The sequence below is a fragment of the Allocoleopsis sp. genome (genome assembly GCF_036703385.1).
Taxonomy (GTDB): domain Bacteria; phylum Cyanobacteriota; class Cyanobacteriia; order Cyanobacteriales; family Coleofasciculaceae; genus Allocoleopsis.
In genome coordinates this window covers 1-12,560 of the sequence record NZ_DATNPA010000505.1, presented here as the reverse complement: position 1 = coordinate 12,560, position 12,560 = coordinate 1, and the positions used below count along the sequence as shown (strand labels likewise).

The 12,560-nt window shown below is 45.0% G+C and carries 11 protein-coding genes and 1 pseudogene; 7 read left to right on the top strand and 5 right to left on the bottom strand.

Annotated features, from left to right (window positions below; genetic code table 11):
- Nucleotides 1-342 precede the first annotated feature (342 nt).
- Nucleotides 343-1,848: a glycosyl hydrolase family 57 gene (locus tag V6C93_RS24715; protein ID WP_333479328.1), complete on the top strand. Its 1,506-nt coding sequence runs from the start codon at nucleotides 343-345 to the stop codon at nucleotides 1,846-1,848.
- A gap of 6 nt (nucleotides 1,849-1,854) precedes the next feature.
- On the opposite strand, the gene V6C93_RS24710 is transcribed toward V6C93_RS24715, so the two are convergent.
- The 4 genes from V6C93_RS24710 to V6C93_RS24695 form a co-directional block, all read right to left on the bottom strand.
- Nucleotides 1,855-2,322, bottom strand: coding sequence for an NUDIX domain-containing protein (locus V6C93_RS24710; RefSeq protein ID WP_333479327.1), 468 nt, complete (start codon nucleotides 2,320-2,322; stop codon nucleotides 1,855-1,857).
- Nucleotides 2,323-2,787: 465 nt separating this feature from the next.
- Nucleotides 2,788-3,225 (bottom strand): barstar family protein, encoded by a 438-nt coding sequence (locus V6C93_RS24705; RefSeq protein WP_333479326.1) that lies wholly within the window; start codon nucleotides 3,223-3,225, stop codon nucleotides 2,788-2,790.
- A gap of 4 nt (nucleotides 3,226-3,229) precedes the next feature.
- Nucleotides 3,230-3,640, bottom strand: a complete 411-nt coding sequence (locus V6C93_RS24700; protein WP_333479325.1) for a ribonuclease domain-containing protein — start codon at nucleotides 3,638-3,640, stop codon at nucleotides 3,230-3,232.
- Between the two features lie 184 nt (nucleotides 3,641-3,824).
- Nucleotides 3,825-4,184: a nuclear transport factor 2 family protein gene (locus tag V6C93_RS24695; RefSeq protein ID WP_333479324.1), complete on the bottom strand. Its 360-nt coding sequence runs from the start codon at nucleotides 4,182-4,184 to the stop codon at nucleotides 3,825-3,827.
- Between the two features lie 662 nt (nucleotides 4,185-4,846).
- On the opposite strand from V6C93_RS24695, the gene V6C93_RS24690 reads away from it, so the two are divergent.
- Entirely contained in the window at nucleotides 4,847-6,196 is a 1,350-nt protein-coding gene (locus V6C93_RS24690) for an NAD(P)/FAD-dependent oxidoreductase (RefSeq protein ID WP_333479323.1), read from the top strand.
- On the opposite strand, the gene V6C93_RS24685 is transcribed toward V6C93_RS24690, so the two are convergent.
- The gene (locus V6C93_RS24685) at nucleotides 6,172-6,492 is read right to left on the bottom strand and encodes a hypothetical protein (RefSeq protein ID WP_333479322.1); all 321 of its coding nucleotides are present in this window, start codon (nucleotides 6,490-6,492) and stop codon (nucleotides 6,172-6,174) included. The genes V6C93_RS24690 and V6C93_RS24685 overlap by 25 nt on opposite strands.
- 90 nt (nucleotides 6,493-6,582) lie before the next feature.
- On the opposite strand from V6C93_RS24685, the pseudogene V6C93_RS24680 reads away from it, so the two are divergent.
- The 5 genes and pseudogenes from V6C93_RS24680 to V6C93_RS24660 form a co-directional block, all read left to right on the top strand.
- Nucleotides 6,583-6,870: pseudogene (locus tag V6C93_RS24680) on the top strand (DUF4388 domain-containing protein); the annotation flags it as partial.
- Nucleotides 6,871-6,945: 75 nt separating this feature from the next.
- Nucleotides 6,946-7,131, top strand: coding sequence for a hypothetical protein (locus V6C93_RS24675; RefSeq protein ID WP_333479321.1), 186 nt, complete (start codon nucleotides 6,946-6,948; stop codon nucleotides 7,129-7,131).
- A gap of 247 nt (nucleotides 7,132-7,378) precedes the next feature.
- The gene (locus V6C93_RS24670) at nucleotides 7,379-9,709 is read left to right on the top strand and encodes an ATP-binding protein (protein WP_333479320.1); all 2,331 of its coding nucleotides are present in this window, start codon (nucleotides 7,379-7,381) and stop codon (nucleotides 9,707-9,709) included.
- Between the two features lie 498 nt (nucleotides 9,710-10,207).
- Nucleotides 10,208-12,106, top strand: a complete 1,899-nt coding sequence (locus tag V6C93_RS24665; RefSeq protein ID WP_333479319.1) for a serine/threonine-protein kinase — start codon at nucleotides 10,208-10,210, stop codon at nucleotides 12,104-12,106.
- Nucleotides 12,107-12,190: 84 nt separating this feature from the next.
- On the top strand, nucleotides 12,191-12,331 hold the full coding sequence (locus V6C93_RS24660; protein WP_333479318.1) for a hypothetical protein: 141 nt from the start codon (nucleotides 12,191-12,193) through the stop codon (nucleotides 12,329-12,331).
- Nucleotides 12,332-12,560: the final 229 nt, after the last annotated feature.

Genomic DNA, 12,560 nt, shown 5'->3' with positions numbered 1-12,560 from the left:
CTCCATTGTTCATAGTCCATATCCTTGGGTGCCCAAGCATTGACCTGCTCGCTAGAATAATCTCGAATATTAATTCGATGAATGGTGTCATAGAATAACTGCATTATTTCTTTAGTGTCACTATTTTTAAATTCCCTAATGAGCATAGTGTTAGTGTTTACTGAAAAACTTGACCTATCTCTTGGCTAGCTTGACGCATGATTAATTTATTCCTGCATCTGAAGTGAGCGATCGCTTTCTTAGGCTAGAGTTGAGGGCGATTAGCCCCCAGGCGTCGCGAGAAGCGATCGCGCACAGCGCAAGCCCCAAGGGCATCACTCAATGAGTATCGAGGAACGTCCTATGACTGCAACAGTACCATCTACTAACCTACCTGCATTAGAGGAATTCAGGTCAGGCTTACCCAATATCTGCGGGTGGGAGACAGAAATTAGTTCGGTGGTGAACCACAATGAACCCGTATTTTTGCCTAGGACAAATCTTCGTTTAGAAGACATCACGGCAGGATTTGCCTGCGCCCTCCACATGCACCAACCCACGATCCCGGCAGGTGCCAATGGCGAACTGATCAGCAATCTCCAGTACATGTTTGAACATCCCAATGAAGGGGATAACCACAATGCTGAACCCTTTGCCTGGTGCTATAAGCGCATGGGAGAATTTATTCCCCAACTGGTTTGGGAGGGTTGCAATCCTCGAATTATGCTCGATTACTCTGGCAATTTGTTGTGGGGATTGCGTCAAATGGGACGGGAAGACATTCTCAACAATCTCAAACGGATTACCTGCGACTCTCAGTACCAGCCTTATGTGGAATGGCTAGGAACGATGTGGAGTCATGCTGTTGTGCCTTCGACGCCAATTCCTGATATTAAACTCCACATTCAGGCATGGCAACATTACTTCGCTGCTATTTTTGGTTACGATGCCCTGAAGCGGGTTAAAGGTTTTTCGCCTCCAGAGATGCACCTACCTAATCACCCGGATACTCTATATGAATACATCAAAGCCCTAAAAGAATGTGGCTATCGCTGGTTGATGGTGCAGGAACATTCCGTCGAAAATCTGGATGGTTCAGGTTTACGGCACGAACAGAAATATATTCCCAATCGTTTAGTTGCCCGCAATTCTCAGGGCGAAACTATCAGCATCACAGCACTGATTAAAACTCAAGGTTCGGATACAAAGTTGGTGGCTCAGATGCAGCCTTATTTTGAAGCTAAAGGACGGGGTAAACAACAATTAGGTAATCTCAGCGTTCCTTCTATGGTAACCCAAATTGCAGATGGGGAAAACGGCGGCGTGATGATGAATGAATATCCTCGCGATTTCTTCCGAATTTATTATGAAATCCGAGAGCAAGGGGGCGGGAGAACAGGTGTTGTCCCCATCAATGGTACAGAATATCTGGAACTGTTGGAGGCAGCAGGTGTTAATTCTGAGGATTACCCCACTTGCCAAGGGATTAATCAGCACAAGATTTGGCAACGAGTTGACCCAGAGAATGCAACACCAGAAGCCGTAGAAAAGGCGATCGCACAATTGAAAGAAACTGACCACCAGTTTCACATGGATGGTGCCTCTTGGACGAATAGTTTAAGTTGGGTCAAAGGCTATGAAAATGTTTTAGGCCCAATGACTCAACTCAGCGCTGCATTTCACCAAAAGTATGACTCCCTAGTGCAGCAAGATGCTTCAATTACCAAACAGTTTGAATATCAGCAAGCCTTGTTGTATAACTTGTTACTGCAAACTAGTTGTTTTCGCTACTGGGGACAAGGGGCTTGGACGGATTATGCCCGTGAACTTTATCGTCGCGGTGAAGCTTTACTTGTCAGCAACAGCTAAGTGAACTCATCGGATAAAGGCAGATATTTGAGAAGTAAAAGTATCTTGAATTCGCTCTAAATGGTGTTCCATCACATCCATGCTGGCAATTTCATTGAGGGAATAATAGCCATATTCAGTGGTTTCTTCACTAATACTCAATGTGCCAGCAATGGGTGTGGCTTCAAAGTGCAAGGCAACAGAGTGGCAGCGTTCTCCGTCTGCATATTCAATGATAAAGTTAGGATTGCTGTAGACCCCAATCAAGCGTTCGAGGCGAACGTACAAACCTGTTTCTTCTAACACTTCGCGAATACAGGTTTCTGTAGTATCTTCACCTGCATCCATACGTCCACCGGGAAAACACCATCGTGCGTTATCGGTGCGACGGGTGAGTAAGACTTTCTGCCTTGTTGAATCAAAGATGGCGGCGGAGCAACCTAGAGTAATTTTACCTAGTTTACCGATGCGATCGCCGTAAATAATCTTTGCCACTGATTTATTTCTCGACAGGTATCCCTATCATTATCTGGGAGACGGCTCCACTAATCGTTAGTTATCTTAATGTATCTGAACCCTTTACACCACGCCTGCCAATGAGGCGTGATGTCAGTGGTTCATATCCCCGATTTTTTAGAAAAGTCGAGGATAATGAGGATTAATACTTACATGAGTGATTGATGAGGTGCGTCCTCAATGGTAAGGGTCAGTGCAAAATTTTCAAGTAGGCTTTGAAACTGGGTTATTTGTTGCAGCTAGTACACGCGGGCGCAAATACGCCTACTATTTGGGGAAGCCATCAAAGCAAGGTATTGATTGGAGAATGGTAGGTCAACTTACGCCCGTATGTACTAGTGCAGCGTGGCGAAAGTTTCCCACCAGTTCTAAAAACCCCCATTACCCATTACCCATTACCCATTCCTAACTGAGGGGTTATTTCTGCCGCGCTGCACTAGTAGACTAAAGAACGTCCAGGGTATCTATAACCAAACTATCAGTTCTCAGCAAGACGTACAGAGGAGTCTCTGTTTCCCTCCAAGATTCCACAGCTTCCTGGAAGATATCGAGGGCAATTGACCATTCTGAAGGGTCGCTGTTTGCAAAATTATCAGGTTGAGTATACAAGAAAATATATCCGTCCGCTGATAACCAACTCAGGTCATTAATAAAGTCAGAGAACGCATCCCAATTATTACCAAAATAGTCTGGAAAATTCAGCGTTTTAGCCGAAGCTTGGAAAAATTCCGCTTTGCTTGTAATGTCATTCCCATTAATGTAAAAAAATTGAAAATTATACTCTTTGCACAAAGAGGATAGCTCATCAATGTTTACTTCCGTGGTAAGTCTATATAGTCCAGGGCTAAGTTCACCTTTCAGTATTGCCAGCAGCTTATCCATTTTATTATTGCACCCTTACAAAGCTTCTATAGTGGTCGCCAGTATAATAAATTTCATTCCCCTGTCCCGTAATAATCCGTCGTGCGCCCCGATCTGGAGAGCCTGGAGTTGGAACGGTATACTCTCGATAGTATCCGACAGGTGCAGGAGGCAGTCTTTTTTCACGATTCCTGAAGATACTGCCATCTTGTCTGTAAGGGAATGAGCCTCCTTTGTTGATTAGATTGATAGTAGCCTTGGCTTCAACAGGGAGCTGGTTGATAGGAAGAGTTGGCATCTGTCTTTGAGCAATTATGGTAGTGCCTATCTCTTCAGATATTGGTTGAAGCTGTGCTTGTGCGTTGGCGGTAGTACTTAATCCTATCAAGGTTAAGCTACTAAGTAGTAAGCTGAAGCCTTGGCTGAATAGCTTCATGAGGCGTCCGTAGAATATTTGTTCTTCTAATATACACCTTGGCTCCCAATCCTGAGAAGCTAGAATTTCAATTTAAATCATCTATCAATTGATAGAGTTAGAGCCGTATCCGATTTCTTTTAGGGTCTACTCGATCAGGATGATTGCTGTGTGTAGGAGAAGCGATCGCATCACAAAAAACAATTTACACCCCATAGTGAGAATAAGCTTTTGTCACTTTTTGATTTGAACCCAAATGGAGTACTTCAGCAACCAATCGTCCTTGAGCGCCTTTGTAATAGAGCGTGATACTGTCAACGCCTACGAGGGTCGTGATTAGCTCAAAGTGTAGATTGGGAATCAGCTCAAGCGCCTTGCTCCAATAAGCGCCAACAGCTGTTTTACCCCGAAGTGTACCAGACAGCTCGCCTGCAATCTGTGGAATATAGGGGGATGACATCTCGAAATCATCCTCATAATGTGCCAAGATGCGTCCAAGTTCATGACTATTCCAAGAGTCTATCCAGTCGGCGGCAAACTGTTGCGCAAAGGTTTGGTCAATCATTTGATTCCCAGAGTGTCAATTTTGCTACTCACCCTGCACTCAGCTATCTTGATGCCGTTAATGAGCATCGATGTGACGCTAGGCAATGGCTTATTGCAGAGGCTGCACCAAATCAGAGTACTATATCGAACTAATTGGTTGCTGCCAACCTATAGTGAGCGATTAGCCTTGACACCTAACTCCTGACTCCTTATAACAGGAGGAGCAGCTATGAGTGGCTTTTGAGAAGATTGGGCCAATGAGGCAAGACTCCATGTCCCTTTTTTGAGTGCCTCTAGCAATAAATTTCTTGTGCCAGTTACCCCCATTATTTCGGACAACCAGAGAATAACAAGACTAAAAAACTAACTCGTAGCCTTTGACACTTGCATTTCTTCGTTTTTAACATAAACTTATGTAAAGTCGAAGTTGTAGGAAGGTTGAGACAGTCAAAACAAGTTATGAAGTATGAAAGATGAAGTATGAAAGTATCCTCCTAGAGAGGGATGAGGCATAGATATTGAAAAAACTGTTTTTTCGTCTCGCCACTAGAGCTACGGAGTCGGGGTTCATCATGTAGCGCTCATCCCCTATTTCATCCTTTATCCTTTAGAATTCAGCCTTCTTGACTCAATTAGGTGTGAAGTAATCATCGACGAAATTAACTCCAGGAAAGAAATTTTATGTTAAATGCAGCCAACAACCAGCCTCCTCACCATGTTGTTATTGTTGGAGGTGGATTCGGTGGGCTTTATGCCGCACAATCCCTGAGAAAAGCCCCGGTCAAGGTCACATTGATTGATAAACGAAACTTCCATTTGTTTCAGCCCCTGCTTTACCAAGTGGCGACTGGTGGCCTATCGGCGGGTGATATTTCATCCCCCTTACGGGCGGTTCTCAGTCGCCATAAAAATACACAAGTGCTGATGGGGGAAGTGACGGATGTAGACGCCAAACAGCAAAAAATTACGCTCAATGATCAAGAACTAAGCTACGACACATTAATTGTTGCTACTGGTGTTAGCCACCACTACTTCGGTAATGAACAATGGGCAGAGAAAGCCCCTGGATTGAAAACGGTGGAAAACGCCCTCGATATTCGTCGTCGCGTCTTTCTAGCGTTTGAAGCTGCAGAAAAAGAAACGGATCCCGAAAAGCGCCGTGCCTGGTTAACCTTTGTGATTGTGGGAGGTGGCCCCACCGGTGTTGAATTAGCCGGGGCTTTAGCCGAACTCGCTCACAATACCTTAAAGGACGACTTCCGCAGTATCGATACCTCGGAAGCTCAAATATTGCTTTTAGAAGGGATAGACCGAGTGTTGCCGCCTTACCCACCCGATTTGTCGGCAAAAGCCCAAGCCTCCCTGGAGGATTTGGGGGTTACGGTGCAGACCAACACTTTAGTGACTAATATTGATGACAATCTCGTCACTATCCGTCGGGGTGACCAAATTGAGCAAATTCCATCACAGACGATTCTTTGGGCGGCGGGTATGAAAGCCTCTAAGATGGGGGAGATACTCTCCAAAGCGACGGGTACACAATGCGATCGCGCAGGACGAGTGATTGTGCAACCCGACCTGACGATACTGGACTATCCGAATATTTTTGTAATTGGGGACTTAGCCAATTTCCCGCACCAATACGAAGACGGCAAACCCCTGCCAGGAGTCGCACCCGTAGCGATGCAAGAAGGGCAGTATGTGGCTAATCTGATCAAAAAGCGGTTTAAGGGAGAGACTCTGCCAGCCTTCCACTATAAGGACTACGGCAGCTTAGCGGTGATTGGACGCCATGCGGCAGTCGTAGATTTTGGTTTCATCAAGTTTTCCGGCTTCCTGGCTTGGTTGATCTGGACTTTCGTTCACATCTTTTTCTTAATTGAGTTTGACAATAAGATTTTGGTGATGATTCAGTGGGGGTGGAATTACTTCACTCGCAAACAAGGGGCACGTCTGATTACCAATCAAGAACCTGTAGCGCCGATAGAAGTTCAAGAGGAGAGTAATTATCGAACGCCGGTCAAAGCGTAGGTCAATCGATTTTGGATTTTAGATTTACGATTTTGGATTAGCCCTGCCTTAACTGGGGACAGGGCTTTCACCGTTGCAGCTTTATAGAGCGCGATCGCATGGTTGAGCCGTTCTCTAAACACGGGAGAGGGTTGGTTTCCCCAAGCCGCTGCACCCAAAACAATCGCCGCATCCGCCTGAATTTTGGTTGAGTGGCTGCCGTAGCTATAAATGCTCCAGGCTGAGTATGCGATCGCGGTGAGGCTTAGGGACACCAATCCCAGTAAAGCGTTAATTAGCCATTTCTTTTTGTTCATTAGACAGTTTCCTGTGTGGTGTGAAGGTGAGAGAAATCACTCAAACCATTAGTATTGCCTCACTAGTTTGAGTACTAGCTATCACAGAAAAAAGTCTTACAAGCTAAACAACTGAAATGGCTCTTTCAGGTTCAAGTTTTGCAGGTGATACGTACCTTATTTCAACTCAAAGATGCTCAGTATGAATTCAACTCTAATGCACAAATACCGACAATAGAAATGACAGGTTTGAGCATATCGGCGACTGACGCAACATTGATGGGGTTGCGCTCACTGAAAAACTGGGAGGCTTTAGCCGATCAATTGCCCGATCCGAACCGAGGGTTAGTTAGTACTATCTCTCGTCCCCCACACAATCAGTTCAATGCGCTAGAGTAGCAGGTTTGGGAGTATACCAACGGGACAGTTTCTCTAAAGGCGATCGCAAGGCAGCTAAAACTTCCCATCCAACAAGTGCAGCAGATTGCTTTTCGGTTAAACGCCGTTGGTTTCGTTGAACAAGCCCCCCTGTTAGTTGACACCCCATCCACACAGGCGATTAATACACTACCCGCACAGTTGCTCCAAGAAGCCGAACGGCGGAAAGTTAGGCATTCTTTTGTGCAAAACTTTGTCGAGTTTCTTGGCAGCCAAACCTAGTAAGCCGTTGTACTCCATCGCTCCATAAACTATTGTTCATAGCACTTGTCCATCCTAAGCCTCGGTGTCTGGGTTCACAGCACCGAGGTTTGAGAGTAATTGCCTTGCCTTTATGGCTGGGATTAATGGCTCAAGGATAACAACCGATTAATTAAGATAACTATAGATAATAATTATAATAAGAAAAGCTGAAGCGAAAATTGTCTAGATTTCTTCAGAAAGAATTTGTTTAGCTTAGCAAACGTAAATGGGATTAGCAGCAATTTTTATTCCCCACGGACATTGTTATCTATGGAAGCCGGGGCTAGTGGGATTACACATTGCCGCCGATGCTTTAATAGCGCTGGCCTATTATTCAATTCCGTTAATGCTAATTTATTTCGTTGAAAAGAGAAGAGATGTACCTTTCCAGTGGATTTTTCTATTGTTTGGGGCTTTCATCGTCGCTTGTGGTACGACTCATGTCATGGAAATCTGGACACTTTGGCATCCAACGTATTGGGTCTCTGGTTTTCTCAAAGCGCTTACCGCTGGTGTCTCCTTATATACAGCTGGGACATTAGTCCCGTTACTCCCCAAGGCTTTAGCACTGCCCAGTCCCGCACAGCTAGAAGCAGCAAACCAGAGTCTGCAACAAGAAATTAGGGAGCGCCTCTTAGCCGAGCAGGCTCTGAAAAAAAGCGAGGCACTGTATCGAGCCATTGTCGAAGATCAGACTGAACTAATCTGTCGTTATCTACCAGACGGTACCCTAACCTTTGTCAACGAAGCTTACAGCCGTTATTTCGGGAAAAATCGGGAGGAATTGATAGGAGAGTGTTTTATCTCACTGATTCCTGACGAAGATCGAGAACGAGGCGATGCTCTCATCAATTCCCTATTTAAACTTACCCCCGCTAACCCAGTTGCTACGAATGAACACCGGGTTCTCGTGCAAAAAGAAATCCGCTGGCAGCAGTGGACTGACCGAGCAATTTTTGACCAGCAAGGAAATCTTATTGAATTGCAGGCTGTAGGACGGGATATCACTGAGCGTAAGATTGCTGAGGAACTTAAAGCGCAAAATATAGTGCTAGAAACAGCTAAACTTTATGCTGAATCGGCAAATCGCGCCAAAAGTCAATTCTTAGCTAATATGACTCACGAGCTGCGCACCCCCCTCAACGCCATTCTCGGTTTTACTCAGTTGCTTAGCCGCAATTCAAATCTAACTTTCGAGCAGCATGAACAAATAGGAATAGTCACGCGCAGTGGTGAACATTTACTGTCCTTAATCAATGATGTTCTAGAAATGTCCAAGATTGAGGCGGGGAGAATGGTACTCACTCCTAATCGCTTTGACTTGTATCACCTGGTTGAGAATCTCGAAAGGATGTTGCAACTGAAGGCGAGTTCCAAGGGTTTAGAGCTAATCTTTGACCTGGCTTCAGATGTCCCCCAATATATAGAAACAGATGAGAGTAAATTGCGACAAGTGTTGATCAATCTTCTGGGAAACGCTATCAAATTTACTCAAGAAGGCAGGGTTAAGTTGCGAGTGATTAGAGACTTGAATCTAGAAAATTTAAAAGTTGAATGTCTAGATGAAGGGAAGATTGAAAGCTCAAATCAAACTGCTAATCAGCAACCTACCAACCTACCATTTTCAAGTCTTCGGTTTGAAGTAGAAGACACAGGTCCTGGAATTGCCCCCGATGAACTCGATAGTTTATTTGATGCCTTTGTTCAAACTGAAACGGGTCGGATATCTCAGGAAGGAACAGGTTTGGGTTTAGCTATTAGTCACAAATTTGTAGAGTTAATGGGAGGAAATTTTACCGTTAAAAGTACCTTAGGTCAGGGAACAACAATCGGCTTTAATATCCAGGTGGAGCTTGCTGAAGCTGATAACATTGAAAACCAGCCGCCCAAAGAGCGAGTGATTGGGTTAGCACCGAACCAACCCTCTTATCGCATCTTGATTGTTGAAGATAGATGGGAGAATCGCCACCTGCTCATTAAGCTATTAGAACCCCTCGGATTTGAAGTACTTGAGGCCAAAAATGGTTTAGAAGGAGTTTCTATTTGGGAGAGTTGGGAACCCCATTTGATTTTAATGGATATGCGGATGCCAGTGATGGATGGTTATGAGGCGACCCAACGCATCAAAGCACATATCAAAGGTCAGGCTACTGTAATTATTGCTATCACCGCCAGTGCTTTTGATGAAGCACGCTCCGTTATCATGTCAGCAGGCTGCAATGACTTTATGCGTAAACCTTTCCGAGAGTCCGTGCTTTTGGAGAAAATTGCTCAACACCTTGGGGTGCGCTATGTTTATGAAGATTTAGTCCAACCCTCTTTACCCCAGTCCAGACTCAGTCCTGAAAAACTCACAACCACAGATCTTTTAGCAATGCCTCTAGAATGGCTAGCTCAGCTACATAAGGAGGCTGAAAACTGCAATGAAGAGGAGGTTTTTGCGCTTATCGATCAAATACCAGAGTCTCATGCTGCTCTTAAACTCGCTTTAGAAGAATTGGTTAATGATTTTCGATTTGATTTGCTGATTGAACTTACTCAGCCATTAAATGAATAAAAGTTAGGGCTCTCCCGTATTTATGGTGATAATAAAACCTTATGTTAACGTAGGGTGGGTTAGGCACGGTGATATTTTTGACGATAAACACATGAGTTTTGATTCGCGCCCTAACCCAACAGATAAGTGTTTGTCACCAAATATACATTTTGCCCCAAGGAGTCGGGAGAGCCAATCTTTGCATCCAAAATGGTATGAGATGTTTAGCTAGCGAGCTTTAAGGGTATAGACTCGTGCAGTGGCGGCCCAATAGCTCTGGTATCTGTAGCTTTGCAAACGGCTTTCGGATAGCCGATTAACTCTTAGTCTGCGATCGCTCTATCTGCTGGAGGAAAACGATATCGTGGATAAGAGCGATCGTTGCTCTGCGATATCATACGCAGTCAGCAAGGTTACGCCCGTTTTCTGTTCTCCGGAAGCCAGACTTCCCAGAGAAGGAATAGAATTTCCTGAAAGATAGTCCGGTTCGCACGAAGATTTGCCTTCCTCCTCAGACTCATGAGCAATTTTCCAGATTTGTCCAACCACGGTTTCAGGGTCGTTAGAGAATTAGGACACAATCGTAATGGTGGGAGAGTGACCTACCTCGCCATCCCCTTATCTACGGTATCCCTCCGGCATAAAAGTCCCTCGGAATCTTCTTCCCCTACCCAACGGGAATCATTCGCCAAGCCAGAGATGGAGAGGCAACCCGTTGTGATTAAGCAGTTTCAGTTTGCCAAAGGGGATACCAACTGGTCAGACTATGATGCGATCGAGCGTGAAATCCAAGTGTTACAGGGACTGAATCATCCGGGTATCCCTCATTGCCTGGGTTCTTTTCAAACACCCACTGGCTTTTGCCTGGTGCAAGAATACAAAAATGCTCCTTCTCTCGCTGTGCCACGCAGCTTTGACCCTGATGAAATTAAGCAAATTGCGGTTTCTTTACTCAATATCCTGATTTATCTACAACATCGAATTCCCCCAATTAGTCACCGAGATATTAAACCGGAAAATATCTTGGTTGATGACAAAATCAATGTTTTTTTGGTGGATTTTGGCTTGGCTCGGATTGGCGATACAGAAGTAGCGATGAGCAGCGTTGCCAAGGGAACCATTGGGTTTATGGCTCCAGAGCAATTATTTAATCGACAACTGAGTGAAGCTTCAGACCTCTATGGGTTAGGAGCAACATTAATTTGTTTACTGACAGGCACTCCATCCACAGCTATCAGCCACTTAATTGATGATGACTACCGGATTAATTTCAAGCATCTGGTTCCTAATCTCAGTCTGCGTTGGATTGAGTGGCTCCAAAAGATGGTTGAGCTGAAACCCAAAAACCGCTTTCCTGATGCAGCGACGGCATTGGAAGCCCTTCAGCCTATCTATGTTATCCGCGTACCTGAAGTTAAGTTCAATCAATCTTACCTGGAGTTTACTGCAACCAAACTGGGTGAAAAATTGACTCAGACGCTCACCATTACGAACTCAGTCCCAGAGACCGTTCTGGAAAGCCGTTTAGAAGTGGCCTCCCATCTGAGCGACCCCCCCCACACTCCCCACACTCATGAGTGGATTCGGTTCGATCAAGCTCATTTTGTTAGTAATCAAGCGTTGTGCCACATCACGGTTGATACCCGGAAGCTTATGGCGAATAAAACCTTTGAGCGCGAGGTAGTAATTCACACGAATTCTCAACCAGAAACACAGGTTTTAAAGATTAAAGTTAAAACAGCGCCTGTACCCATTGCTGCGAAAAAGCTGCCTTATTTTTCTCTAAGTCTACTCGTCCTGTTTGCTGCTGCTGCCACTTGGTTTGAAGCAACGGCTTGGGAGGGAATTGTTAGCAAAAATGGGTCACTCGGTATGGCGATCGCTATCTTTGTGTCAGCCTTTGTGGCGATGCTAGGATTGGCGGCGGCTGTGACTTCTGAAGTGATTTCTAAGTTGGTGGCTAAAATCCGAACCCGATTGGGTGTTCCGTTAAAAGCAATGGATACCCTAGCTGCGGTGTTCTTTGCTGGGGTAGCGGCTATGTTTGTTGCGGGGTTCGGTGCCGAATTTCGAGAGGTGGATAGGGCGAGTACCTGGGGGGTTGCTTCGCTTCATGCAGCCTTTGCAGCTGTGGATGCCGTGGTGTTTATGGCGGCGTTTGAGGGTGAAGGGGTTGCCCAAAGTTGCTTGCAGCGAGGATTTAGTAAAACCTTGGCGATCGGGGTTTCTCTGTTATCTACAGCTTTAGGGATTAGTTTGGGACTTGGCTTCAAGCTGGGATTTGTCAATCAGTTAGTTGTAACAGCGATTTTAGGGACGAGTTTTCCCTTAGCCACTATGATTGTGTATCCTTCCTTAGAGCGAGCAAGACGAATCGCTCATTATCGCAAGTTTGAGGGACATTTAATAAAACCTTGATGCAAAAATAAGTAGATAGGAGGAAGTCGTGATTCCTCCCTTTTGCTTGTCTTATAGAAGGACAAACATCAGGAGAATTTTGATGTGAAAAACGAATTTCTCAGCGCTGCTATTCTCGGCGCGGCTGTGGTTATTGCCTTTCTAGTAGGCTTTCCCTTGGGTTCTATCGCCCGTAATGCTCTATCTACACCATCCACCTCAGAGGTTATGTTACTACAACAATAGACTGAGCATTCTTGTGAGCCTTTTGAGTTAATTCAATCCGAAGTAACACAACTAAATCTTTGACTTTAACTGCATCTAGTCTTCTAGCCGTTGTTCTATAACAAAGGGACGCCCCAAAGAGCGTCCCTAAAGCGCTATTTATCCAAACGTTCGTACACTGAAATTTGTCTTGGGAGCAATGGCACTGATTTAATCGATCTCCTGTGGAATTTTCCCCCTAAAACCCCCA